The sequence below is a fragment of the Paraburkholderia tropica genome (assembly GCF_900109265.1).
Lineage (GTDB): Bacteria > Pseudomonadota > Gammaproteobacteria > Burkholderiales > Burkholderiaceae > Paraburkholderia > Paraburkholderia tropica.
In genome coordinates this window covers 89,342-115,063 of the sequence record NZ_FNZM01000010.1, presented here as the reverse complement: position 1 = coordinate 115,063, position 25,722 = coordinate 89,342, and the positions used below count along the sequence as shown (strand labels likewise).

Annotated in this window: 22 protein-coding genes and 1 pseudogene; 5 read left to right on the top strand and 18 right to left on the bottom strand. The window is 64.2% G+C overall.

The window, feature by feature from the left end:
• The first annotated feature begins 340 nt into the window (after window positions 1-340).
• The gene (locus tag BMY06_RS18000) at window positions 341-1,081 is read left to right on the top strand and encodes a glycine zipper 2TM domain-containing protein (RefSeq protein WP_074984420.1); all 741 of its coding nucleotides are present in this window, start codon (window positions 341-343) and stop codon (window positions 1,079-1,081) included.
• A gap of 122 nt (window positions 1,082-1,203) precedes the next feature.
• Here BMY06_RS18000 and iscX read toward each other — a convergent pair whose 3' ends face one another.
• The 12 genes from iscX to BMY06_RS17940 form a co-directional block, all read right to left on the bottom strand.
• Window positions 1,204-1,401: a Fe-S cluster assembly protein IscX gene (gene iscX / locus BMY06_RS17995; protein WP_065060262.1), complete on the bottom strand. Its 198-nt coding sequence runs from the start codon at window positions 1,399-1,401 to the stop codon at window positions 1,204-1,206.
• Window positions 1,402-1,426: 25 nt separating this feature from the next.
• A complete protein-coding gene (gene fdx, locus BMY06_RS17990) occupies window positions 1,427-1,768 on the bottom strand; it encodes an ISC system 2Fe-2S type ferredoxin (RefSeq protein ID WP_065060263.1) in 342 nt (113 codons plus the stop codon).
• A gap of 155 nt (window positions 1,769-1,923) precedes the next feature.
• Complete coding sequence (gene hscA, locus BMY06_RS17985; RefSeq protein ID WP_074984418.1) at window positions 1,924-3,795, bottom strand: Fe-S protein assembly chaperone HscA; 1,872 nt, start codon at window positions 3,793-3,795, stop codon at window positions 1,924-1,926.
• 93 nt (window positions 3,796-3,888) lie between these two features.
• Complete coding sequence (hscB, locus tag BMY06_RS17980) at window positions 3,889-4,425, bottom strand: Fe-S protein assembly co-chaperone HscB (protein ID WP_065060265.1); 537 nt, start codon at window positions 4,423-4,425, stop codon at window positions 3,889-3,891.
• 75 nt (window positions 4,426-4,500) lie between these two features.
• Window positions 4,501-4,824, bottom strand: a complete 324-nt coding sequence (iscA, locus tag BMY06_RS17975) for an iron-sulfur cluster assembly protein IscA (RefSeq protein WP_065060266.1) — start codon at window positions 4,822-4,824, stop codon at window positions 4,501-4,503.
• A gap of 171 nt (window positions 4,825-4,995) precedes the next feature.
• Window positions 4,996-5,400, bottom strand: a complete 405-nt coding sequence (iscU, locus tag BMY06_RS17970) for a Fe-S cluster assembly scaffold IscU (RefSeq protein WP_065060267.1) — start codon at window positions 5,398-5,400, stop codon at window positions 4,996-4,998.
• Between the two features lie 85 nt (window positions 5,401-5,485).
• The gene (locus BMY06_RS17965) at window positions 5,486-6,709 is read right to left on the bottom strand and encodes an IscS subfamily cysteine desulfurase (protein ID WP_065060268.1); all 1,224 of its coding nucleotides are present in this window, start codon (window positions 6,707-6,709) and stop codon (window positions 5,486-5,488) included.
• A 67-nt stretch (window positions 6,710-6,776) separates the two neighbouring features.
• Window positions 6,777-7,310, bottom strand: coding sequence for a Fe-S cluster assembly transcriptional regulator IscR (gene iscR, locus BMY06_RS17960; protein WP_065060269.1), 534 nt, complete (start codon window positions 7,308-7,310; stop codon window positions 6,777-6,779).
• Window positions 7,311-7,464: 154 nt separating this feature from the next.
• Window positions 7,465-7,947 carry a low molecular weight protein-tyrosine-phosphatase gene (locus tag BMY06_RS17955; RefSeq protein WP_065060270.1) on the bottom strand — a complete coding sequence of 161 codons (483 nt, stop codon included), beginning with the start codon at window positions 7,945-7,947 and terminating at the stop codon, window positions 7,465-7,467.
• Between the two features lie 157 nt (window positions 7,948-8,104).
• On the bottom strand, window positions 8,105-8,341 hold the full coding sequence (locus BMY06_RS17950) for a hypothetical protein (RefSeq protein WP_065060271.1): 237 nt from the start codon (window positions 8,339-8,341) through the stop codon (window positions 8,105-8,107).
• 136 nt (window positions 8,342-8,477) lie between these two features.
• Window positions 8,478-9,917: a lactate utilization protein B gene (locus BMY06_RS17945; RefSeq protein WP_074984417.1), complete on the bottom strand. Its 1,440-nt coding sequence runs from the start codon at window positions 9,915-9,917 to the stop codon at window positions 8,478-8,480.
• Window positions 9,918-10,006: 89 nt separating this feature from the next.
• Window positions 10,007-10,729: a (Fe-S)-binding protein gene (locus tag BMY06_RS17940; protein ID WP_065060273.1), complete on the bottom strand. Its 723-nt coding sequence runs from the start codon at window positions 10,727-10,729 to the stop codon at window positions 10,007-10,009.
• Window positions 10,730-10,952: 223 nt separating this feature from the next.
• Between BMY06_RS17940 and BMY06_RS17935 the strand changes: the two genes are divergently transcribed.
• Entirely contained in the window at window positions 10,953-11,753 is an 801-nt protein-coding gene (locus BMY06_RS17935; protein ID WP_065060371.1) for an IclR family transcriptional regulator, read from the top strand.
• Window positions 11,754-11,854: 101 nt separating this feature from the next.
• Here the strand turns inward: BMY06_RS17935 and BMY06_RS17930 are convergent, their stop codons facing one another.
• The 3 genes and pseudogenes from BMY06_RS17930 to pbpG all read right to left on the bottom strand — a co-directional run bounded on the left by BMY06_RS17930 (window position 11,855) and on the right by pbpG (window position 14,202).
• Complete coding sequence (locus BMY06_RS17930) at window positions 11,855-12,379, bottom strand: helix-turn-helix transcriptional regulator (RefSeq protein WP_074984415.1); 525 nt, start codon at window positions 12,377-12,379, stop codon at window positions 11,855-11,857.
• A 161-nt stretch (window positions 12,380-12,540) separates the two neighbouring features.
• Window positions 12,541-12,777 (bottom strand): annotated as a pseudogene (locus tag BMY06_RS40180) (hypothetical protein); the annotation flags it as partial.
• A gap of 249 nt (window positions 12,778-13,026) precedes the next feature.
• On the bottom strand, window positions 13,027-14,202 hold the full coding sequence (gene pbpG / locus BMY06_RS17920) for a D-alanyl-D-alanine endopeptidase (protein ID WP_065060275.1): 1,176 nt from the start codon (window positions 14,200-14,202) through the stop codon (window positions 13,027-13,029).
• Window positions 14,203-14,945: 743 nt separating this feature from the next.
• Between pbpG and BMY06_RS17915 the strand changes: the two genes are divergently transcribed.
• A complete protein-coding gene (locus BMY06_RS17915) occupies window positions 14,946-15,518 on the top strand; it encodes a phasin family protein (protein WP_065060276.1) in 573 nt (190 codons plus the stop codon).
• A gap of 321 nt (window positions 15,519-15,839) precedes the next feature.
• On the opposite strand, the gene lpdA is transcribed toward BMY06_RS17915, so the two are convergent.
• The 3 genes from lpdA to aceE form a co-directional block, all read right to left on the bottom strand.
• Window positions 15,840-17,606 (bottom strand): dihydrolipoyl dehydrogenase, encoded by a 1,767-nt coding sequence (gene lpdA / locus BMY06_RS17910; RefSeq protein WP_074984414.1) that lies wholly within the window; start codon window positions 17,604-17,606, stop codon window positions 15,840-15,842.
• A 97-nt stretch (window positions 17,607-17,703) separates the two neighbouring features.
• A complete protein-coding gene (aceF, locus tag BMY06_RS17905) occupies window positions 17,704-19,371 on the bottom strand; it encodes a dihydrolipoyllysine-residue acetyltransferase (protein WP_065060278.1) in 1,668 nt (555 codons plus the stop codon).
• Between the two features lie 78 nt (window positions 19,372-19,449).
• Complete coding sequence (gene aceE / locus BMY06_RS17900; protein WP_065060279.1) at window positions 19,450-22,146, bottom strand: pyruvate dehydrogenase (acetyl-transferring), homodimeric type; 2,697 nt, start codon at window positions 22,144-22,146, stop codon at window positions 19,450-19,452.
• Window positions 22,147-22,441: 295 nt separating this feature from the next.
• Between aceE and fixL the strand changes: the two genes are divergently transcribed.
• A complete protein-coding gene (gene fixL, locus BMY06_RS17895; protein ID WP_074984412.1) occupies window positions 22,442-24,970 on the top strand; it encodes an oxygen sensor histidine kinase FixL in 2,529 nt (842 codons plus the stop codon).
• Window positions 24,967-25,617, top strand: a complete 651-nt coding sequence (fixJ, locus tag BMY06_RS17890; protein WP_065060281.1) for an oxygen response regulator transcription factor FixJ — start codon at window positions 24,967-24,969, stop codon at window positions 25,615-25,617. Before fixL ends, fixJ begins: the two co-directional genes overlap by 4 nt.
• Window positions 25,618-25,722 lie beyond the last annotated feature (105 nt).

The following is a 25,722-nucleotide window of genomic DNA, read 5'->3' as shown; positions in this document are numbered from 1 at the left end:
TGCACGACAGACGCGCCAGACGGGGCGCATGCGGTTCACGCCGCATGCGCCCCGTTTCTTTTGGCTGCGGCGTGGCACGTGCGTCGGACGTTTGTAACTATCGGTAAAAGCTTCCGCCCTGCTTCGCGCAAATTTCGCGCGGCAAATGGGCATGCGGATTGCGTCAGGACGGAAAACCGCGCCGGGCAAAGCCGTGCGGCGATCGGGATCTGATGGATGCGTTACCGGTTCGTCGCGCACGCAGGATGGGTTACAAAATGAAACGCCCGTGCCACGGCTTTGGCTCACACTGGTTTTGACCCAAGCTTTTGAGCCAACTCTGCAAAAGACGGAGCCTGTCATGAACGAACTCGATCCTAAAACCACGACCACCACTACGCCCGACACGTCCGCCAAACGCCGTCTGCATCCGCTCGTCGCGACTGCCGCGGGTGCGGTGATCGTCGCGAGCCTGGCAGCCACGGCGGCGATTACCGGCGTATTTCCCAAGGCTTCCAGCACGGCCGAACAGAGTGCCCAATCGCAAACCGGCCAGACCACGCTGATGGCGACGCTGCCCGCGACGCAGGATTCCACGCGGCCCGCGACCGGCGCGCAGTATGCACAAAACGGCGCGCAAAGCACCGCGCCCACCGAGCCGCAACCCGCTCCGGCGGCGGCGCAGCCAGCGCAGCCGGCCGCGCCCGCGCCGCAGTACGCGCAACAGCCTCAACAAGCCGCGCAGGAAGCGCCGCCGCAATCGGCCGCGTGCGCCTCGTGCGGCGTCGTTGAAGCGATTTCGGCGGTCAAGCAGGAAGGCCACGGCACCGGCATCGGCGCGGTGGGTGGCGCGGTGGCGGGTGGCGTCGTCGGCAATCAGTTCGGCCGCGGCGGCGGCCGTACCGCGATGACGCTGCTCGGCGCGCTCGGCGGCGGCCTCGCGGGCAACTCGGTCGAAAAGCATATCCGCAGCACGACGGCCTATTCGGTGCGCGTGCGCATGGATAGCGGCAAGATGCGCTACTTCACTTATCACAAAGCACCGCCGTTCCAGCAAGGCCAACGCGTGCGGATCGAACGCGGGGCGCTCGAAGCGGCCTGAGGTCGCCTGAACCCGGCCGCATCTGCAAACGCAGGCAAACAAAAAGGCGATTCGCCATCACAGCGAATCGCCTTTTTTATTCAGACCGCGCCGCAGCGCGGAGCCTTCATCGACCGGAGCAATCAGTAATCGGCGTCTTCAATCCACGCCGCCTGGATCGCTTCGAGGATCCGCTCGTTCGAGCTTTGCGGATCGTCGTCGAAACCTTCGAGTTCCGTGATCCAGCGATGCAGATCGGTAAAGCGCACATACTGCGGATCGACTTCGGGATGCGTGTCCGTCAAGGCCATTGCGATGTCCTGCGTATCGGTCCATTTCATGGCTGTGCGCTCCTCTTCGGGTGGATCAGTGGTTTTCCTTGGCGTGGTTGATCGAGTAACGCGGAATCTCGATCACCAGGTCGTCTTCCGCCGGCACGAGCGCCTGGCACGACAGCCGCGAAGTGGGCTCCAGACCCCATGCCTTGTCGAGCAGGTCGTCTTCGGCTTCTTCAGACGGTTCGAGCGCGTTGAAACCTTCGCGCACGATCACGTGACAGGTCGTGCACGCGCACGACTTCTCGCAGGCGTGTTCGATCTCGATGCCGTGTTCCAGCAGCGCGTCGCACACGCTTTCACCCGGCTTGGCGTCGATGACCGCGCCCTCGGGGCACAGTTCGACATGGGGCAGCACCACGATTTGAGGCATTGTGATTTCCGTATCCAATAACTTTCAATTCGGGCGCGCCCCGCCTGACGGCGGCGGCATCGCCCATTCTACTGACCTCGCGCGCTTCGCCACATCGGGAAAGCACGCACCCGGCGCGCGATGCGCGCACAGGTCGTTTTCTCTGCGTTCGCTACTTAGCCGATCTCGTCGAGCCGCTTGCCCGCCAGCGCGCGCTTGATGCCCTTGTCCATGCGGCGCGCGGCGAATTCGTCGGTGCCTTCGGCCAGCGCCTTGGTGGCGGTTTCGATTGCGTCGGTGTCGTCGCTCTGCACGATCTGCGCAAGTGCGGCGATGAGCGTGTCGAGCGCGGCGCGCTCGTCGGCGTCGAGCAGTTCGCCGTCGGCGGCCAGCGCCGATTGCGTCGCTTCGATCACGCGTTGCGCCTCGACCTGCGCTTCACGCAGCGCACGTGCGCGCATGTCGATGTCGGCGGTCTTGAAGCTCTCTTCGAGCATCTTGGCGATGTCGTTGTCTTCGAGGCCGTACGACGGCTTGACCACCACCGACGCCTCCACGCCCGAGAGCTGCTCGCGTGCGAACACCGACAGCAGCCCGTCCGCGTCCACCTGATAGGTCACGCGAATGCGCGCCGCGCCCGCCGCCATCGGCGGAATGCCGCGCAGCTCGAAGCGCGCAAGCGAACGGCAGTCGGCCACGAGCTCGCGCTCGCCCTGGACCACGTGGATCGCCATCGCGGTCTGGCCGTCCTTGAAGGTCGTGAAGTCCTGCGCACGCGCGACCGGAATGGTCGAGTTGCGCGGGATGATCTTCTCGACGAGCCCGCCCATCGTTTCCACGCCCAGCGAGAGCGGAATCACGTCGAGCAGCAGCCAGTCGTCGTCGCCGCCACGGTTGCCCGCCAGCAGATCGGCCTGAACCGCCGCGCCGAGCGCGACGACCTGGTCGGGATCGAGATTGGTGAGCGGCGCCTGGCCGAAATACTGTTCCACCGCGCGGCGGATCACCGGCATGCGCGTCGCGCCGCCGACCAGCACCACGCCCTTCACGTCCTTCGCGCCGACCTTCGCATCGCGCAGCGCCTTCTTCGTGGGCGTGAGCGTGCGCTGCACGAGCGTCTGCGTGAGCGCCTCGAAACGCGCTTCGTCGATGACGACCGCGAGCGTCTTGCCGTTCGACAGCGTCACGTCGATGCGCGCTTCAGGCGCCGACGAGAGCGCTTCCTTCGCGTCGCGCGCGTGGTCGAGCAGCAGACGCACGTCTTCGGGCGCGAGCGTCGCGCGCTCGATGCCGCTCTGCTCCAGCACGTAATCGAACACGACGTGGTCGAAATCGTCGCCGCCGAGCGCCGAATCGCCGCCCGCCGCCAGCACTTCGAACACACCCTTGGTGAGCTTCAGGATCGACAGGTCGAAGGTGCCGCCGCCGAGGTCGTAGACCGCGTAGAGGCCTTCGGCGCCGTTGTCGAGACCGTAGGCGATGGCGGCCGCGGTCGGTTCGTTCAGCAGGCGCAGCACGTTCAGGCCCGCGAGGCGCGCGGCGTCCTTGGTCGCCTGGCGCTGCGCTTCGTCGAAGTACGCCGGCACCGTGATGACCGCGCCGACGAGATCGTCGCCGAGCGTGTCTTCGGCGCGCTGACGCAGCGTCGCGAGAATTTCCGCCGACACTTCCACCGGGCTCTTCACGCCGTCCACGGTCTCGATCTGCACCATGCCGGGCGCGTCGACGAAGACGTAAGGCGCGTTCGCCGCGCCTTCGACGTCGGCCTTGCCGCGGCCCATGAAGCGCTTGACCGAGACGATCGTGTTGCGCGGATCGCTGGCCGCTTCGGCTTTCGCCGTGCGACCGATGCGGCGGCCGCCGTTGGCCAGATAGCGCACGACGGAAGGCAGCAGCACGTGGCCGTCCGCGTCGGGCAGCACGTCGGGCACGCCGCTGCGCACGGCGGCGACGAGCGAGTTCGTCGTGCCGAGGTCGATGCCGACGGCGAGTCGCCGCTGGTGCGGCGCCGGCGCCATGCCGGGTTCGGAGATTTGCAGTAATGCCATCTGTTTGATCTGTTGCGGGCCGCCACGGGCAGCCCTGTCCTATGTTCTACGCTTTTTTCCGTGCAGTCGGGCGCGTGGCGCCCGGCAACGGTCTCAGCCTTCCAGCCGTTCGATCTGCGTCTCGATCTCGGCTGCGACGCGCTCGATGAACATGAGCTGGCGCACCGCTTCCGCCGCCGGCTGGTTCGAGCCGCTGTCGATCAGCGCCGCGAGCTTGGCGAGGCGCGCGCGCTCGTCGTCGCGCAGTTCGCCCGAGAGCGCGTCGAGCGCGTCGACGTTCTTCGCATGCACTGCGTCCTCGATCGCCTCGCGCCATTCCATCTGCTGCATCAGGAACGCCGGCTCCATGGCCGTATTGTCCTCGGCGCCGACGTCGACGCCGCGCAGATGCAACAGGTATTTGGCGCGCTTGAGCGGATCGCGCAGCGTCTGATACGCCTCGTTCGCGCGCGTGGCCCATTGCATCGCCACGCGTTTTTGCGCGTCGCCGGCCGCGGCGAAGCGGTCCGGGTGAACCTGCGCCTGCACGGTGCGATATGCGTGGTCGAGCGAATCGGCGTCGATCGCGAACTGCTCGGGCAGGCCGAACAGCACGAAGTGGCTATCGGAAAGCGATGAAAGCGAGGTCATCGGATAAAGCGTTCTTGTGGGGCCATCAAAATCAAAAAGGCGGCACAGGCCGCCTTTTCACCGCAACACACGGGCTCAAACGCGGAAGGACTCGCCGCAACCGCACTCGTCCTTCACGTTCGGGTTGTTGAACTTGAAGCCCTCGTTGAGGCCTTCGCGCACGAAATCGAGCTGCGTGCCGTCGATATAGGACAGGCTTTTCGGATCGACGATCACCTTCACGCCGAAGCTCTCGAACACGTTGTCCTCGGGCGCCAGGTCGTCGACATACTCGAGCTTGTACGCCAGTCCCGAGCAACCCGTCGTGCGCACGCCGAGGCGCAGGCCCACGCCCTTGCCGCGCCGGGTCAGGTACTTCTGCACGTGCTGTGCCGCTTTTTCCGTCAACGTAATAGCCATAGCGTTTTCGCCGCGCCCCGCCCCGCGTGTCTCAGGCTCGTGCCTGTTTCACCACGGTGCGGCGCAACCTGCCTGCATCCAAAATCGTTAATCCCGCGGCGGCGCACCCGAAGGTTCGCCGCCGTTCTGCCCGCGCCGCGTTGCCGCTCGCCGCGCGACCTGCCGTGCGCCTTAAACGGCGTCGGCCTTCGCTTCGGTCGTGTGACGCGTGCGGTAGTCGGCGACCGCTGCCTTGATCGCGTCTTCCGCGAGGATCGAGCAGTGGATCTTCACCGGCGGCAGCGCCAGTTCTTCGGCGATCTGCGTGTTCTTGATCGAGAGCGCTTCGTCAAGCGTCTTGCCCTTGACCCATTCCGTGACGAGCGAGCTCGAGGCGATTGCCGAGCCGCAGCCGTAGGTCTTGAACTTCGCGTCTTCGATCACGCCGTCCGCGCCCACGCGGATCTGCAGCTTCATCACGTCGCCGCAAGCCGGCGCGCCGACCATGCCCGTGCCGACCGTGTCGTCGTCTTTCGAGAACGAACCGACGTTACGCGGGTTTTCGTAGTGGTCCAGAACCTTGTCGCTATATGCCATGATCACACTCCTTCAATTCGTTGGCCGCGCGGCATGTTCGTGTGCGCTGCGGCCGGGTCGATATTCGCTTTGCGTCGCGTGAAACTTAGTGCGCTGCCCACTGGATGGTCGACAGATCGATGCCGTCCTTGTGCATTTCCCACAGCGGCGACAGTTCGCGCAGCTTGGCGATCTTCGTCTTCAGCAGGTTGATCACGTAGTCGACGTCCTGCTCCGTCGTGAAGCGGCCCACCGTGAAACGGATCGAGCTGTGCGCCAGTTCGTCGTTGCGGCCGAGCGCGCGCAGCACGTACGACGGCTCCAGCGAAGCCGACGTGCACGCCGAACCCGACGACACCGCCACGTCCTTCACCGCCATGATCAGCGACTCGCCTTCGACGAAGTTGAAGCTGATGTTCAGGTTGTGCGGGACGCGCTGCTCCATGTCGCCGTTCACGTAGGTTTCTTCGATTTCCGAGAGGCCCTTGAGCAGACGGTCGCGCAGCATGCGCACGCGCTCGTTTTCCGTAGCCATCTCTTCACGCGCGATGCGGAACGCTTCGCCCATGCCGACGATCTGGTGCGTGGCCAGCGTGCCCGAGCGCATGCCGCGCTCGTGACCGCCGCCGTGCATCTGCGCTTCGATACGCACGCGCGGCTTGCGACGCACGTACAGCGCGCCAATGCCCTTCGGGCCATAGGTCTTGTGCGCCGAGAACGACATCAGGTCGACCTTGAGCTTTTGCAGGTCGATCGGCGCCTTGCCCGTCGATTGCGCGGCGTCGACGTGGAACACGATGCCCTTTTCACGGCAGATTTCGCCGATCGTCTCGATGTCCTGGATCACGCCGATCTCGTTGTTCACGTGCATCACGGAAACGAGGATCGTGTCCGGGCGAATCGCCGCCTTGAACGCTTCGAGGTCGATCAGGCCGTTTTCCAGCACCGGCAGATACGTGACTTCATAGCCTTCGCGCTCGAGTTCGCGACAGGTGTCGAGCACAGCCTTGTGCTCGGTCTTCACCGTGATGATGTGCTTGCCCTTGCTCTTGTAGAAGTGCGCGGCACCCTTGATCGCGAGGTTGTCCGATTCGGTCGCGCCGGAGGTCCAGATGATTTCGCGCGGGTCGGCGTTGACGAGCGCGGCGACCTGCTCGCGCGCTTCCTCGACCGCACGTTCCGCGTCCCAGCCGTAGGCGTGGCTGCGCGAAGCCGGATTGCCGAACTGCTCGCGCAGGTACGGAATCATCTTGTCCACCACGCGCGGGTCGACCGGCGTCGTCGCGCTGTAATCCATGTAAATGGGCAGGTGGGGAATATCGTTATTCATCTATCGCTCCGGGGAATCTTTGTGCTGCGCTGTACTGTGTAGTGCGTCCTGACGGCTCGGATCAAGCTCACGAACCCGCCATGTTGAAAATCGAGTTCGGCCCTAGCGGCACGGCCCTCACCGGCTCGACCGCGGGGGCTTCCGCGCGGCGGTCGCGCAGGACCGTGGGCGCGGCGCCTTCGCGAGCGCGCTGCTTGTCCACCAGATCCTTGAGCGACACGGAATCGAGGTACTCGACCATCTTCTGGTTCAGCGTGGACCAGAGTTCGTGCGTCATGCAGTGGCCGTCGTGCTGCTTGGTACCCTCGCACGCGCCCTTGCCGCCGCATTGCGTGGCATCGAGCGGCTCGTCCACGGCGATGATGATGTCCGCGACCGTGACGTCCTCCGCGCGACGCGCGAGGTTGTACCCGCCGCCCGGCCCGCGGACCGATTCGACGATTTCATGGCGGCGGAGCTTGCCGAACAGCTGTTCGAGGTACGACAGCGAAATGTGCTGGCGCTGGCTGATACCCGCAAGCGTCACCGGGCCCTGCTCCTGGCGCAGGGCCAGGTCGATCATCGCCGTGACGGCGAAACGGCCTTTCGTGGTGAGTCTCATGATGGTAGGGGAACCGCAATTCTCGACAATTTTCGTCAAGTATAAATACATGACTAGTTTAGTCAAGTATCCGTGCCGCCATTCGGGTTATTAGGCACATGACGAAAAGGTAAAACGGCGCACTTCCTGCAACGCGTGCACCGCACCGTTCACTTCAATCCACCAGTTGCGGACGCAGCGCCGCCAGCAAACCCGCGCAGGCGGCCTCGCACTGGTCGAGCACCGACTCGAAGCCCGCCGCGCCGCCGAAATAAGGGTCGGTTACCACACGATCCTCCGCGTTCGGCGCGAATTCCATCAGCAAGCGGATCTTGTCTCGCTCGCCGGCCGGCGCGACCTGATGCAGCGCGGTCACGTTGGCGTCGTCCATCGCGACGATCAGATCGAACGCCGCAAAATCTTCCTGCTCGATCTGGCGCGCGCGCAGCGGCGCGAGATCGTAGCCGCGCTGTTTGCCCGCGCGCTGGGCGCGCTCGTCGGGCGCCTCGCCGATGTGCCAGTTGCCCGTGCCCGCGGAATCGACCACCACACGGCCATTCAGGCCCGCCTCGTCGACCATGCGCAGCATCACCGCTTCAGCCGTGGGCGAGCGGCAAATGTTGCCGAGGCAAACGAAACAAACGGAAACCTTGTTCATCGTGTCGGGGTGCGGGCTGGGCGAGGTGTGACCGGGTCTGCCGAATCCGCCAGGAAGCCCGTACTATCGGGCTCGAACCGGACTGGCGACAGCCGAATCCGCAATTATACAAAGTGCGGCAAATGCGCGCTTGGCACGCCTGCGGCGCACCGGTTGCTCAGATCGTGCTTGCGTGCGGCAGCGGGCTCGCGCCGCGCATGGCCTTCACCGGCGCTTTCACGTCGCCGGCATCGCCGACGAGACCATACGACACGGCGCGCGCCAGTTCGGCGCTCACCTGATCGGCGGCGAGCGGCAGTTGCTGCTCGGCGGTATCCCAGGCATGAACCCATGCAATCGCCGCGAGCGGCACGATCAGCGCCAGCGGCCAATACACCACTATTTTCTTTCTCATGATGCGACTCTCTCTCGACTATGGGGCGAGGTGCTTGAGACGCACTATCGCCAGTCGAAATGATATAGACGATCGCAATCAGGAAAAACCCGACAAAGACGAACACACTGTTGCCGCAGGTTAAACAGTGGCGGATTTACGGTTGACGAGCCCGCGTTGCGTTCGCGTCGAGATGCGTCTGGCGCGCCGCGTACAGTTCGCGGAACGTACGTCCGACCGGCGTGGGCATGTCGCGCCCCTCGGTCCAGCCGCGCGCGAACGGCAGCTTGCGGATCGACTGCCCCTGCCGCCCCAGGCGCTCCAGCACGCGCACGCCGAGTTTGGTCAGCAGCGCATACGCCGTGGGATGCAGCGCGAACCAGCCCCAGACGGCCAGCGCCGCGCGTTCGCGCCACGGCCGCAGCTTGCGTTCGGTCTGCTTCTCGCGCAGCTTGCGCAGCAGGTCCGAAAGCGGAATGCCGACCGGGCAGACGCTGTTGCACTCGCCGCAAAGCGTGGCGGCCTGGGGCAGATCCAGCGCTTTCTCGATCCCGACGTAGCTCGGCGTAAGCACCGATCCCATCGGCCCCGGATAAACCCAGCCATACGCATGGCCACCGACCTTTTGATAGACGGGGCAGTGGTTCATACACGCGCCGCATCGTATACAGCGCAGCATTTCCTGGAACTCGCCGCCGATCAGCCCGGTGCGGCCACCGTCGACGAGCACCACATACATATGCTCGGGCCCATCCTGGTCGCCCGGACCGCGCGGGCCGGTGAGCATCGAAAAATAGTTCGAGGTGGCCTGCCCCGTCGCCGAACGCGGCAGCAGGCGCATGGCGGTGGCGAGATCTTCCAGCGTGGGCAGCACCTTTTCGATGCCGGTGACCGCCACGTGCACGCGCGGCATCACCGTGCACATGCCCTCATTGCCCTCGTTCGTGACCAGCACGACCGAACCCGTTTCCGCGACGAGGAAGTTGCCGCCCGTCACGCCCATGTCCGCCGAGAGGAAGTGTGGCCGCAGCACCTCGCGCGCCTCGCGCGTCATGTCGGGAATTTCCGTCAGACGCGCTGTGTGATGCGTCTGCGCGAACAGGTCGGCGATCTCGTCTTTGTCCTTGTGGACGACGGGCGCGATGATGTGACTCGGCGGTTCGTTGTTGTTGATCTGAAGGATGTACTCGCCGAGATCCGTCTCGATGGACTGCACGCCCATTTGCGCGAGCACGGTGTTGAGCTGCATCTCCTCCGAGACCATTGACTTCGTCTTGATGACCTTGCGCACCTCGTGCTTGCGCGCGATGTCGGCCACCAGTTGCGCCGCGTCGCGTGCGGTCTCCGCAAACAGCACCGTGACGCCGCGCCGCGTGGCCTCGGCCTCGAACTGCTCGATCCAGACGTCGAGATTCTCCAGCGCACGGTTGCGGCGCGCTTTCAGCGCGGCGCGCGTGGCCTCGAAGTCGATGGCCGTGATCGCCTCCGCCCGTGCCGTGACGAACTTGGTAGAGAGCTTCTTCAGGTTCTGTTGCAGACGCTGGTCGGCAAGCTTCTGGCCGGCGCGCGCCTTGAACTGCATCGATTGGACTTGCATGGCGGAGTGTCGGGCAATTAAGTGGCGTGAACGTGCGGATGGAGCAGCGTACGGCGTTGGCGTACGCGTTGGCGCGACAGCGCGACGCGTCAGACGTCGCCGGCCAGCACCTGTGCGATATGCAGCACACGCGTATGTGCGTCGCCGGTGCGACGCAGTCGCCCTTCGATGTTCAGCATGCAGCCGAGGTCGCCGAGCACCACCGCGCCCGTGCCGCTCGCCTGCACGTTCATGCATTTTTCGTCGGCGATCGCGGTGGAAATCGCGCCGTACTTGACCGCGAACGTGCCACCGAAACCGCAGCAATGCTCGCAGTCCTTCATCTCGTGGACTTCGACACCCCGTTGCGCAAGGAGCGCGCGCGGCTGCGCCTTCACGCCCAGTTCGCGCAGCCCCGAGCACGAATCGTGATAGGTGACCGGACCGCGAAACTCGCCTTCGGGCAACGCGACCTTCGCCACGTTGACCAGAAAGTCGGTCAGCTCGAATACGCGCTCGCGCAGCTTGCCGTAGCGCGACATGAGCTCGGGGTCGTCGCGAAACAGGTCGCCGTAGTGCGCGCGGATCATGCCGCCGCACGAGCCCGACGGTATGACCACATAGTCGAACTGTTCGAATTCGCGCAGCGTCTTTTCGGCCAGATCGCGCGCCAGCGCGCGTTCGCCCGAGTTGTAGGCCGGCTGACCGCAGCAGGTTTGCGCGGGCGGCACGACGACTTCGTAGCCCGCCGATTCGAGCAGTTTGATCGTCGAAAAACCGATCTCGGGACGCATCGTGTCGATGAGGCAAGTGACGAACAAACCGACTCGCATGGGATTCCTCCTAAAAACCGTCCCCGATTATCCGATGTTTCGCGCCCGTCACCAACGCGGGGCTGCCCGGGTTTCTCTCGCCCCGCGGCGCCCAACAGCTAGCCTCAGTGCGCTTGATCCGGCACTGCGGCAGTGCAGCAACGAGGCTCGCTAGGCGCTTACTTTTTTCACAATACGAGATACAATGAATTTTCCGCTTCACGCGTCAAACGAAATTGCACCCATGAGCGACACGAATCCGGATCCGAAGACCTCGATTCAGGTGATCGAGCGCATGATGCGGCTCCTAGACGCACTTGCCGCGCACACCGACCCCGTCAGCCTGAAAGAACTGGCGCAACGTACCGAGCTGCACCCCTCGACTGCGCACCGTATCCTCAACGATATGGTGAGTTGCCGTCTGGTGGACCGCTCCGACCCCGGCACATACCGGCTGGGCATGCGTCTGCTCGAACTCGGCAACCTCGTGAAAGCGCGCCTTTCGGTGCGTGACGCAGCGCTTTCGCCGATGCGCGAACTGCACCGCCTCACCGGGCAGACGGTCAATCTCTCCGTACGCCAGGGCGACGAAATCGTGTATATCGAACGCGCGTATTCGGAGCGCTCGGGCATGCAGGTCGTGCGCGCCATTGGCGGCCGCGCGCCGCTGCACCTCACTTCGGTGGGCAAGCTTTTTCTCGCCGCCGACGAAGCCACCCGCGTGCGCGCTTATGCAACGCGCACCGGCCTCTCGGGTCATACGCGCAACAGCATTACTGACCTCAGCCGCCTCGAACGCGAACTCACGCATGTGCGCCAGGAATCGTGCGCGCGCGATAACGAAGAGCTCGAGCTGGGCGTTCGCTGCATTGCCGCGGGTATTTACGACGACACCGGCAAGCTCGTGGCGGGCCTCTCACTTTCCGCGCCTGCGGATCGCCTGCAGGACTCGTGGCTCGGTCAGTTGAGCAAGACCGCGCTGACGATTTCGGAGTCGCTGGGTTATCACCCGGAACCGGTCGACGGACACGTTCACACCGCGTGAGACCGGCACACTGACGCACGGCGTCGCGGCACACGAAGCGGAGGCAGGTCCTCCGCTTTTTTGCGCCCGCAAATTCCCGCGCGCGAGCTAGCGTGCAGAACTCATCCCACGAGTGCTTCGAGTTGCCGGTCAATCTGCGTATCGAGCGCACGCGCCTCTTTCGCGAGATTGACCTGCCGGGCCGAGCGCGCCGTTTCGAGCAGCGCCGCGCTGATGCTGTAACCATCGCGGCCAACGAGCCACGCAAGAATGTCGCTCAGATGCCAGAGCGAGGGACTGCCTTCGTGGACCGGCTGCGGAAAGTCGTCTGCGTGAACGAGCATGAGCTTGCGCATGTTCTGTCGCGACATGCCCGTCATGTCCGCGACGTCGGTCAAACCGACGAAGTCGGGCGCCGCTTCCACGAGCCGCGCGGACGGCACCGCCTCCTTCACGTTCTGCAAGGCCGTGTAGATGGCTTCCCATGCCGTTGCGCTGTCACGCGTGAACGCCAGCGCAATGCGCCCCGGCAAGCCTACGCCGATGGTGGCGTCGTCGCAGCCCGCCTGCGCGAGCCGTTCGACGAGCACGTTGTGGTCGCTGTCTTCCGGTGCAAGCTGATACTTGAGCGTGAAAACGTATTCCATGCCTGACTCCTGCCTTATTCGTGCGTTACTGGTGCATTGCGCGTGCATGACTCGTGCTCGCGGGCTACAACGGGCCGCCGTGACCTTGCCTCATGCGGCACGCCCCCGGCCGCACTGCCCGGCGGCACGCTGAATGGCGTGCCGGGCGGTCCCTTCGGCTGCGCCGTACAGTTGTCCACCACGCGCCTGAGCATGTTCGCGTGATTGCCCGCGTTGCGCGGGGTGCTCCAGATGCTCGTGATGCAAAATTCGCCGCAACGGCAATCGCCCTGGTTGAGCGGACAAAACATCTTCCCCCACGCATGGCTGCGGCCTTTACCTGGTATAACTAACCAACCTCGAGTCTCGGCATAAACCAGTGCCGCCTCGACCTCTTTCTTCGCATGCGATCGTCTCATCGACCCACCCAGTGTATGTATCGTCAAGATAGTTGTCAACTGACAACTATCAAACTCCAGCCGAACTCGATGCCCGGCCGGCCGCCTTGATTCATCACTGGAAATCTTGCCGATTGAACCGGCGCCCATAAAGCTGGCCGGATGGCGTAGGCGCTCGCCCGACGCTCGTTGGAGCGACGCCTGAAAACAAAAACGCCCCGCAGTAGCGGGGCGTTTTGCGAGACGAACTCGGTATTGGCGCGATGCGGCTCAGGTCCCCGCGCCGCCCGCGTCCGCGCTCGTGATACGCGGCTGCTGGTCGGCGCCGCCGTTGTCCAGCCACGTGCGCACGCGCGTAGCGTCGGCGAAGCGCGAGTACTTGCCGCTCGAATCGAGCAGCACCATGATCACCGGACGGCCATGCACGACCGTCTGCATCACGAGGCACTCGCCGGCTTCGTTGATAAAGCCGGTCTTCTGCAAGCCGATGTCCCACGACGGATTGCGGATCAGCGCGTTCGTGCTGTTGTAGGCGAGGTTGCGCTTGCCCGTGAACACGTCGTAGCTGCGATCGGTCGAGAACTGACGGATCATCGGGTACTGATACGCCGCGTTGACCATCTTCACGAGGTCGCGCGCGCTCGACACGTTGTGGCTCGTCAAACCCGTGGAGTTCTCGAAATGCGTGTCGGTCATGCCGAGCTGCTTCGCCTTGGCGTTCATCGCGGCGATGAACGCCGGACGGCCGCCCGGGTAGTAGCGCGAGAGCGCGGCGGCCGCGCGGTTTTCCGACGCCATCAGTGCGATGTGCAGCATGTCTTCACGCGACAGCACCGAGCCGACCGACAGGCGCGAGCCCGTGTTCTTCTCGTAGTCGCGATCTTCGTCGGTGACTTCGATCTGCTCGGTGAGCGGCGCCTTCGAGTCGAGCACGACCATCGCGGTCATGAGCTTCGAGATCGAGGCGATCGGCACCACGGCGCGCGAGTTCTTGTCGAACAGCGGTTCGAGCGAATTCTGATCGACCACATAGGCCACACCCGAGCGCAGCATCAGCGAATCGGGCGTCTCGTGGAGGCCAAACGCCTGACCGGCGGTGGGCTGACGCGGCTCGAACGCCACGCGGCGCACGGCCGTGTGATGGCGGCCGTTCATCGTGTAGGCCACGCGGCGTTTCTTGGCCACCGGGCGCGCGTCGTCGTCCTTGGCCGCGACGGTGCGGGCAGCGCCCGCCTTCTTCGCAACCTTGGCCGATGCCGGCGCAACCTTCTTGGTGGACTTCTTCGCCTTGGCCGTCTTGGCCGCAGCGGTGTTCTGCGACGCAGCAAACGCGCCTTCGGGCACGAATAGCGTCGTGCTGATGGCCACGGACACAGCCACCGACAGCGCGGTGCTGACAACCGATGAGGGCACCAGCTTGAACGACAGGAATTTGTCGGATTTCATTGGTGTTCTGGATGGAGCGGCGGGATCGTTCGCCAAGTGTAGTAAAACCACGAAAAATTCGCAAATTGAAGCACTTATGGCTACTCGTTAAACCGAAATCTGGTTCTTGATTGAGTAGACCAATATGCTTCGCATTCTCGATGGACAGAGACAATCGTCCGGGCGGTCCCGCCCTGCTGCGCCAATGGCCGGCGACTATTGCTGTCGCCTACGCATTAACGGCGCACGTCATGCAGAACTTGATGTGGGATAAATACCGGGGACGATGCTCAGACGCCTATGCCGCCTAAACGCACGACGCGCGTTCGACCGGAATGAATCTTTAACGTTCCGTGACGCAATCTGGTGGACGCGTTAAGTGAAATCCCGCATGAGGCTTCCTCGAATCTGACGGCACAACCTCCGATGCGCCGTCAGCCTCAATCTTGCCAGAATCAGCGCGCATATGCCTGGCCTTGTCCAGCAAGGCCAGGCGCCGGTTTGCGCGTGCGCGCCCGTGGCGCCATGCCGCACATTGCCAACAGGCATGCAAATTGCCACATGCCAATCGCATAAGTGCTTGTTTAATAACAATTAAATGACATGGTGCGACGCACCACAAGACGCTTGACTTTCGCCTCAGGCATCCTAAAATCGTCTTCAATGTTGCGACGCACCAAAGCGTCCGGCAGATCACCAGCGTCTTGCCACTTACTCCAGGCGGCGCACCCACACGAGGCCGCTAACCATCCAGGAGCGTAAACATGAGTCTGCTGACCCCTGAGCAATTCGTCGCCGCCCAAAAAGCCAACCTCGAAACCCTGTTCGGCCTGACCGGCAAGGCCTTCGAAGGCGTGGAAAAGCTGGTCGAATTGAATCTTCAGGCCGTTCGCTCGAATCTGGCGGAATCGCAGGAACACGCACAGCGCGCGTTGTCGGTGAAGGATGCGCAGGAACTGCTCGCGCTCCAGTCGAGCTATGCGCAACCGCTCGCCGAAAAGGTGCTCTCGTACGGCCGCCACGTGTATGAAATCGCGTCGGCCACGCAAGCCGAATTCGCGAAGGTCGCCGAAGCCCACTACGAAGAGCAGAACCGCAAGGTGCAGTCGCTCGTCGACAACGTCGCGAAGAACGCGCCCGCCGGTTCAGAAACCGCCGTCGCCGTGATCAAGTCGGCCATCAACGCCGCGAACACGACCTACGAAACGGTCCACAAGGCCACCAAGCAAGCGGTCGAAATGGCCGAAAGCAACTTCAACGCCGCCACCGCCGCGGCCAGCAAGGCTGCCGCACAAGCCTCGCGCTCGGCTTCCGCTTCGGCCAAGAAGACGGTCTGAGGCCGGTTGTCGGCACACAGCGCCGGCGCACGCCGGCTGTCGGCTGACTGATAACTGATACCCGCCGAACCGGAGCGCGCGCTGCAACGGCTGCGCGCTCCGGCACCGACGCTCCGGCATGCTGCAAGGCGTGCCGCTTACCCGGTCGCCGACCGGGAATCTTTTTTACCGCTCCGGCGCGCCTCTCGACCTACCCGCCAGCCCGATCAGAAAGATCCAGGCGTCGCATGAAGAAAAACGGCGCACTCCCTGCGGAGTGCGCCGTTTGCTTACGTCTGTCTGCTTACGTGCATGCCGCCTGCGACAGCGGCACGCCACGTCTTACTTCTTTTTCTGCGGCGGCAGATCGGTACAGACGCCTTCGTACAGCTCGGCGGCCATGCCGACGGATTCGCCCAGCGTCGGGTGCGGGTGAATCGTCTTGCCGATGTCAGTCGCATCCGCGCCCATTTCCACCGCGAGGCAGACTTCGCTGATCAGATCGCCCGCGTTCAGACCGACGATGCCGCCGCCGATCACACGATGCGTCTCTTCGTCGAAAATCAGCTTGGTGAAGCCCTCGTCGCGGCCATTGGCGATCGCGCGGCCCGAAGCGGCCCACGGGAACACGGCCTTGCCGTACTTGATGCCTTCGGCCTTGCACTGCTCTTCCGTCTTGCCGGCCCACGCCACTTCCGGATCGGTGTAAGCCACCGACGGGATCTGCAGCGCGTCGAAGTACGCCTTCTCGCCGTGCGCCGCTTCCGCCGCCACGTGGCCTTCATGCACGGCCTTGTGTGCGAGCATCGGCTGGCCAACCACGTCGCCGATCGCGAAGATGTGCGGCACGTTGGTGCGCATCTGCTTGTCGACTTCGATGAAGCCGCGATCCGTCACCGCCACGCCGGCCTTGTCCGCGCCGATCTTCTTGCCGTTGGGCGAGCGGCCCACGGCGACCAGCACGAGGTCGTAACGCTGCGCTTCGGCCGGCGCCTTTTCGCCTTCGAACGTGACGTAGATGCCGTCTTCCTTCGCTTCGGCCTTCGTCGTTTTGGTCTTGAGCATGACATTCGCGAAGCGCTTCGCGTTGTACTTCTCCCAGACCTTCACGAGATCGCGGTCCGCGCCGGCCATCAGGCCGTCCAGCATTTCCACGACGTCGATCTGCGCGCCGAGCGTCGAATAAACGGTCGCCATTTCCAGACCGATGATGCCGCCGCCGATCACCAGCATCTTCTGCGGCAGCTGACGCAGTTCCAGCGCGCCGGTCGAATCGACCACGCGCGGATCTTCCGGCATGAACGGCAGCTTCACGGCCTGCGAACCGGCTGCGATGATCGCCTGCTTGAACTTGACGATCTTCTTGCCGCCCTCGCCCGCCACTTCCATGTGGTGCGGATCGATGAACGAGCCGAGGCCCGTCACGACTTCGACCTTGCGCGCCTTGGCCATGCCGGCGAGACCGCCGGTCAGCTTCTTGACGACGCCCGACTTGAAGTCGCGCAGCTTGTCGAGATCGACTTGCGGCTTGCCGAACGAGATGCCGTGCGATTCGAGCGACGCGGCTTCGTCGATCACCAGCGCCGTGTGCAGCAGCGCCTTCGACGGAATGCAGCCGACGTTCAGACACACGCCGCCGAGCGTCGCATAACGCTCGACCAGCACGGTCTTCATGCCGAGGTCGGCGGAGCGGAACGCCGCCGAGTAGCCGCCGGGGCCCGCGCCGAGCACGAGCATGTCGCATTCGACGTCGGCGCTGCCGCTGAAGCTGCCGGCTTGCGGCGCGGGCGCAGCAGCCTTCGGCGCTTCGGCCGCCTTGGGCGCTTCCGCCTTCGGTGCTTCGGCCTTCGGCGCGGGCGCAGCCGCGCCTTCCGACACTTCGACGATCGCGACCAGCGTGCCTTGCGACGCCTTGTCGCCGGCCTTGATCTTCACTTCCTTGACCGTGCCCGCGACATCGCTGGGCACTTCCATCGTGGCCTTGTCCGACTCGAGCGAGACGAGCGTCTGCTCCTTCTCGATCACGTCGCCCGGCTTGATGTTGACTTCGATGACGTCGATGTCCTTGAAGTCGCCGATATCCGGCACTTTCACTTCGACGAGACTCATGGTGTCCCCTTCAGGAACGACCGGCCGCACCGGTCGCGGCGCGCATCGGCTTGAAGAGCGGATGCGGCGCGTTGGGTGCTGGCCGGTCGAAACGGTTTTACAGGATCACGCGGCGGAAATCGCCGAGGATCTGGCCGAGGTACGCGTTGAAGCGCGCGGCAGCCGCGCCGTCGATCACGCGGTGGTCGTACGAGAGCGAGAGCGGCAGCGTGAGACGCGGCACGAACTGCTTGCCGTCCCACACGGGCTTCATCGCGCTCTTCGACAAGCCGAGGATCGCCACTTCCGGCGCATTGATGATCGGCGTGAAATGCGTGCCGCCGATGCCGCCGAGCGACGAGATCGAGAAGCAGCCGCCTTGCATCTGGTCCGGCTTGAGCTTGCCTTCACGCGCGAGCTTCGACAGCTCGGTCATTTCCTTCGCGATGTCGACGAGACCCTTCTTGTCGGCGTCGCGAATCACCGGAACGACGAGACCGTTCGGCGTATCGGCGGCGAAACCGATATGGAAGTACTGCTTGAACACGAGGTTGTCGCCGTCGAGGCTCGCGTTGAACGCCGGGAACTTCTTGAGCGCCGCAACCACTGCCTTGATGACGAACGCCAGCATCGTGAACTTCACGCCGGCCTTCTCGTTTTCCTTGTTCAGTTGCACGCGCAGCGCTTCGAGATCGGTGATGTCCGCTTCGTCGTTGTTCGTGACGTGCGGGATCATGACCCAGTTGCGGTGCAGGTTCGCGCCCGAGATCTTCTTGATGCGCGACAGCGGCTGCGTGTCGATCGGGCCGAACTTCGTGAAGTCGACCTTCGGCCACGGCAGCAGGTTCAGGCCCGCGCCGTTTGCCGGAGCCGCAGCGGCAGCCGGAGCCGCCGTCTGGCCGCTCATGACGCCCTTCACGAATGCCGTGATGTCGGCTTGCGTGATACGGCCCTTCGGACCCGAGCCCGCAACGCGCGCCACGTCGACGCCCAGTTCGCGCGCGAACTTGCGCACCGAAGGCGAAGCGTGGCTCGGACGGCGCGAACCGCCTTCGCCGGCCGGGATGATCGGGGCTTGCGCGAGTGCCGACGGCGCAGCGGGCGCGGCCTTGGCGGGCGCAGCCTGCGGTGCGTCGGACGGCTGTTCGGCGGGCGCCTTCGCAGCCGGCGCGGGCGCAGCGGCTGCCGCACCTTCCGCTTCCACGACGATGATTTCCGCGCCTTCCGACACGTTGTCACCGACCTTGACCTTGATTTCCTTGACGATACCCGCGACCGGGCTCGGCACATCCATCGTGGCCTTGTCCGATTCGAGCGTGACGAGCGACTGCTCCTTCTCGACGCGGTCGCCGACCTTCACGCCGATCTCGATGACCGGAACGTCCTTGTAGTCGCCGATATCGGGGACCTTGACGGTCTGCACGCCGCCGCTCGCGGCGGGCGCGGCAGCAGCGGCTGCCGGCGCGGGCGCTGCGGCTTGCGCGGCGGCCGGTGCAGCCTTCTCTTCCTTCGCGGCCGGTGCGGCAGCGGGAGCCGCGGCGGCGCCGGCGGCTTCCAGCACGAGGACGAGCACGCCTTCCGAGACGTTGTCGCCAACCTTGACCTTCACTTCCTTCACCGTGCCCGATGCCGGGCTCGGCACGTCCATCGTCGCCTTGTCCGACTCCAGCGTGATGAGCGACTGCTCTTTCTCGACGGTATCACCCGCCTTCACCAGCACCTCGATCACAGGAATGTCCTTGTAATCGCCGATGTCCGGCACCTTGACTTCGATCGCTTGACTCATTGTTAGTGTCTCCGGGGCCGCATAAAACGCGCCTCCCCGCTTCGGGGAGGCGCGCATGCCATGCACAGGGGTGATGCGTTAGACGGTCATCGGGTTGGGCTTCGACGGATCGAGGTTGTACTTGGCGATGGCTTCGCCGACAACCTTGCGTTCGATCTTGCCTTCGTCCGCGAGCGCGTTGAGCGCTGCAACCGTCGTCCAGTAACGATCGACTTCGAAGAAGTGACGCAGCTTTTCACGCGTGTCCGAACGGCCGAAACCGTCGGTGCCGAGCACCACGAACTTGCGCGGCACGAGGCCACGGATCTGGTCGACCAGCGCGCGCACGTAGTCGGTCGAAGCGATGACCGGACCTTCCGTGCCCTTGAGCAGCTTCTCGACGTGCGATTCGCGGCGCGGCTCGCTCGGGTGCAGCAGGTTCCAGCGCTCGACTTCGTGGCCTTCGCGGGCCAGTTCGGTAAAGCTCGGCACGCTCCAGAGGTCGGCTTCGACGCCCCAGTCGTTCTTCAGCAGGTCGGCGGCGGCGATCACTTCGTTGAAGATCGTGCCTGCGCCCAGCAGCTGAACGCGCGGGCCCTTGGCCTTGGCGTCCGCCTTGCGGAACGCGTACATGCCCTTGATGATGTCGGCGGCTACGGCCTCGCCCTGCGGAATCGCCGGGTGCTCGTAGTTCTCGTTCATCACGGTGATGTAATAGAACACGTCTTCCTGGTCCTGCACCATGCGGCGCAGACCGTCTTGCATGATGACCGCGAGTTCATAGCCGAAGGTCGGGTCGTAGCTCACGCAGTTCGGCACCGATGCCGCCCACAGGAGCGAGTGACCGTCTTCGTGCTGCAGACCTTCGCCGTTCAGCGTCGTGCGGCCTGCGGTGCCGCCCAGCAGGAAGCCGCGCGAACGCATGTCGCCGGCGGCCCACACCAGGTCGCCGATACGCTGCATGCCGAACATCGAATAGAAGATGTAGAACGGGATCATCGTCTCGCCGTGCGTCGAGTACGACGTCGCGGCCGCGATCCAGTCCGACATGCCGCCGGCTTCGTTGATGCCTTCCTGCAGAATCTGACCGCTTTCCGATTCCTTGTAGAACATCAGCTGGTCCGAATCTTCCGGCACGTACTTCTGGCCTTGCTGATTCCAGATGCCGATCTGGCGGAACAGACCTTCCATGCCGAAGGTACGCGATTCGTCCGGCACGATCGGCACGACGCGCTTGCCGAGCTGCTTGTCCTTCAACAGGATGTTGAGGATACGCACGAACGCCATCGTCGTGGAGATCTCGCGGCCTTCGCCCGTGCCCTTGAGCAGCGGCTCGAATGCGTCGAGCGCCGGCACCGGCAGCGAGGCGGCCTTCTGGCGGCGCGCCGGCAGGTAACCGCCGAGGTCCATGCGCTTCTGGCGCATGTATTCGAGTTCCTTCGAGCCTTCTTCGAACGTCAGATACGGCACGTCGACGATCTGCTCGTCGGTGATCGGCAGACGGAACTGGTCGCGGAACTTCTTGAGCTGATCCACCTGCATCTTCTTCTGCTGGTGGGTGATGTTCATCGCCTGACCGGCTTCGCCCATGCCGTAGCCCTTGATCGTCTTCGCGAGGATGACGGTCGGCTGGCCCTTCGAATTCGAAGCTTCATGGAACGCCGCGTAGATCTTGTGCGGGTCGTGGCCGCCGCGGTTCAGGTTCCAGATGTCGTCGTCGGACCAGTCGGCGACCAGCGCCTTCAGTTCCGGCGTGTTGAAGAAGTGCTCGCGAACATACGCGCCCGACTCCGACTTGTACGTCTGGTACTCGCCGTCGACGACTTCCATCATGCGGCGCATCAGCGCGCCCGACTTGTCGCGCGCGAACAGCGCGTCCCAGCGCGAACCCCAGATGACCTTGATGACGTTCCAGCCGGCGCCGCGGAACTCGCTTTCGAGTTCCTGGATGATCTTGCCGTTGCCGCGCACCGGGCCGTCGAGACGCTGCAGGTTGCAGTTGATGACGAACACGAGGTTGTCCAGACGCTCGCGGCCGGCCATGCCGATCGCGCCGAGCGATTCCGGCTCGTCCGTTTCACCGTCGCCGAGGAAAGCCCAGACCTTGCGGCCTTCGGTCTTCACGATGCCGCGCGCCTGCATGTACTTCATGAAGCGGGCCTGATAGATCGCCATGATCGGGCCGAGGCCCATCGAGACGGTCGGGAACTGCCAGAAGTCCGGCATCAGCCACGGGTGCGGATACGACGAGATGCCCTCGCCGCCCACTTCCTGGCGGAAGTTGTCGAGTTGCTTTTCGCTCAGACGGCCGAGCAGGAACGCGCGCGAGTAGACGCCCGGCGACGAGTGGCCCTGCACGAAAATCAGATCGCCGCCGTGGTTGTCCGACGGTGCGTGCCAGAAGTGGTTGTAGCCGACGTCATAGAGCGTGGCAGCCGACGCGAACGAGGCAATGTGACCGCCCACGTTCGTGTGCTTGCCCGCGCGCAGCACCATGGCCATGGCGTTCCAGCGCGTGTACGAGCGGATACGGTGTTCGATGTCCTGGTCGCCGGGGTTCTTCGCCTGGTTGGCGACCGGGATGGTGTTGATGTACGGCGTGTTCGCCGAGAAAGGCAGATGCTCGCCGTGGACACGGGCGAATTCGATCTGCTTTTCGATCAGGTAATGGGCGCGGTCGGGACCGATGGTCGAAATGACGCCATCGAGCGCCTCGAGCCATTCTGCGGTTTCCTGGGGATCCTCGTCCTTGTCGGCGGCAACGTACTTCAGGACTTCGTCGGGTACAGCGGACATGCTCGTCTCCTGGATGTAGGGGAACGCTGTTGATCGGACCATGCGGGCGACGACGCCCAGACGTAACCGGGCCGACCGCAGCAGCTTTGCGGGCGATTGTAATGACGCCCCCCGAACTCGCGCAAGGAAATTTTCGAATCGCGAGATGACATTTCATAATGCAAAAAATTGCTGCAGCGCACGCTGAATCGTTCGGGCCCTTGCGCCTATATCAACCAGTTTGGGCCGGTTTATCTGCGATTTAATGCTTTTTTCACGGCATTTTGGACTCTTACGCTGAGCTACAATCCTTGCCATGTTGACCGAACGGCTTTTCGCACGCTCGGCGCGGCCGCCCGGTTCGCCCGGCGAGTCGTCGCCGTCTCGCTGGCACCACGGACCCTGGTGGTCGAACTCCTATTTGTTGACGCCGCTCCTGTCGATCCTCGTATTTCTGATCGTCATGAGCCTGATCCTCTGGAGCCTCAACCGCCGCGAGCAGCAGCAGCAGGAAGACACGCTCTATCGCAACGTGGCCTGGGCCCAGCAACAGATCCGCCTCTCCATGACGGGCGCGCAAGAGCAATTGCAGGCGCTGGCGCGCGATCTGGTCGCGGGCCATAACGACCCGCAGTCGTTCCAGGTGTCCACCACGGACATCATGCAGGGCCATCCCGAAATCCTTTACCTGAACTGGTACACCAGCCAGCAGGAGCCGCGCTGGCCCAATACCGCGCTGCCGGTCTTCGGACAGCGCCTCGCCAAGCCCAACGACTCGCAGATGGACGATGCCGTGAAGGCCGCGTTCGCCGAGGCGCGCTCCACGCGCCGCCAGGTCTATTCGCCGCTCATTTACGACGACGTCGGCAACGGCTACATCACGCTCCAGACGCCGGTATACCGCGATCGCGAATTTCTTGGCTCCATCGCGGCCGTGTTCTCGGTCGAAGGCATCCTGAAGCACGACATCCCGCCGGAGCTGTCGGCCAAGTACAAGATTTCGATCCTCGACGCGAACAACCGCGAACTCGCCACTACCTCGACGCGCCCGCGCCTGCCGCGCGACGTCTATTACGATCTGCCGCTCGATCCGCCGGGTCAGGGCGTCTCGGTGCGCGTCTATTCGTATCCGCAGATGACCAACTTCACGAACAACACGCTCGTGTGGCTGGTCGCGGGGCTCTCCTGCTTCGTGCTGTGGAGCCTCTGGAGCCTGTGGAAGCACACGCGCCAGCGCTTCGAGGCGCAGCAGGCGCTCTATGCGGAAGCGTTCTTCCGCCGCGCGATGGAAAATTCCGTGCTGATCGGCATGCGCGTGCTCGACATGCATGGCCGCATCACGCACGTCAACCCGGCCTTTTGCCGCATGACCGGCTGGGACGAAAGCGATCTGGTCGGCAAGACCGCGCCGTTCCCCTACTGGCCGCGCGACAGCTATCCGGAAATGCAGCGCCAGCTCGACATGACGCTGCGCGGCAAAGCGCCCTCCTCGGGCTTCGAGCTGCGCGTGCGCCGCAAGGACAGTTCGCAGTTCCACGCGCGCCTCTACGTCTCGCCGCTGATCGACAGCTCGGGCCGCCAGACCGGCTGGATGTCGTCGATGACCGACATCACCGAACCGAAACGCGCGCGCGAAGAACTCGCCGCCGCCCACGAGCGCTTCACGACCGTGCTCGAAAGCCTCGACGCGGCCGTCTCCGTGCTGGCCGCCGACGAAGCCGAACTGCTGTTCGCCAACCGCTACTACCGTCATCTGTTCGGCATCCGCCCGGACGGCCATCTGGAACTCGCGGGCGGCGGCGGTTTCGATTCGTCGAGCGCCTCGTCGGACTCCATCGACATGGTCGACGCCTTCGCCGGCCTGCCCGCCACGGCGCTCACCGAGAGCACCGCCGACGCGCAGGAGATCTACGTCGAGAGCATCCAGAAGTGGTTCGAAGTGCGCCGCCAGTATATTCAGTGGGTCGACGGCCACCTCGCCCAGATGCAGATCGCAACCGACATCACCACGCGCAAGCAGGCGCAGGAACTGGCCCGCCAGCAGGACGAAAAGCTGCAGTTCACGAGCCGCCTGATGACGATGGGCGAAATGGCCTCGTCGCTCGCGCACGAGTTGAACCAGCCGCTCGCGGCGATCAACAACTACGCCTCGGGCACCGTCGCGCTGGTGAAATCGGGCCGCGGCGCGCCCGAGAACCTGCTGCCCGCGCTCGAAAAAACCGCGCAGCAGGCCGTGCGCGCGGGCATGATCATCAAGCGCATCCGTGAATTCGTGAAGCGCTCCGAACCTAAGCGCCAGGCCGCGCGTGTCGCCGACATCGTCGCCGACGCCGTGGGGCTCGCCGAGATCGAAGCGCGCAAGCGCCGTATCCGCATCGTGACCGACATGCGCTCGCGCATGCCCGTGATCTACGTCGATCCGGTGCTGATCGAGCAGGTGCTCGTCAACCTCTTGAAGAACGCCGCCGAAGCGATGGCCGACGCGCGTCCGAATGCGCCCGATGCGGCGATCGACCCGGTGATCCGCGTGATCGTGAAGCGCGAAGGCGGCCACGTCTGCATCAGCGTGATCGACCAGGGGCCGGGCGTGGACGAAGCCACCGCCGAGCGCCTGTTCGAACCGTTCTACAGCACCAAGTCCGACGGCATGGGCATGGGGCTGAATATTTGCCGCTCGATCATCGAATCGCATCGCGGGCGTCTCTGGGTGGTCAACAACGTCGAAGCAGACGGCCACATCAGCGGCGCCACGTTCCATTGCAGTCTGCCCATCGGCGAGTCCGACCAGCCCTCGCGGGACGGTCGTGACGAACCGACTCCACAAACCGTTACGGGAGAGCCATGAACAGCCCAGTCACCACCCAGGAAACCGTCTTTGTCGTCGACGACGACGAGGCCGTCCGAGACTCCCTGCGCTGGCTGCTCGAAGCGAACGGCTACCGCGTTCAGTGCTTCACGAGCGCGGAAGAATTCCTCGAGGCGTACCAGCCCGCGCAGCAAGCCGGTCAGATCGCCTGTCTGATTCTGGACGTGCGCATGCAGGGCATGAGCGGGCTCGAACTCCAGGAGCGCCTGATCGCCGACAACGCGTCGCTGCCGATCATCTTCGTCACGGGCCACGGCGACGTGCCGATGGCCGTCTCCACGATGAAGAAGGGCGCGATGGACTTCATCGAGAAGCCGTTCGACGAAGCCGAACTGCGCAAGCTGGTCGAGCGCATGCTCGACAAGGCGCGCAGCGAAAGCACCAACGTGCAGCAGCAGCGCGCGGCGGCCGAACGTCTGGGCAAGCTCACGGCGCGCGAGCATCAGGTGCTCGAGCGCATCATCGCGGGCCGCCTGAACAAGCAGATCGCCGACGACCTCGGCATCAGCATCAAGACCGTCGAAGCGCACCGCGCGAACATCATGGAAAAGCTCAACGTGAACACGGTCGCCGACCTGCTCCGTCTGGCGCTCTCCAACAAGCCGCAACAGGCGCAGCAGCAGTAATCGCTGCGTCATTCGTGAAGCCGCTGCGGCAACCGCCGCACGGCTTCACCGTCATTCTCCGCAGTTTTCCTTCCAGAACCGGCCGCCGATCCGTCCGGCCGCGAC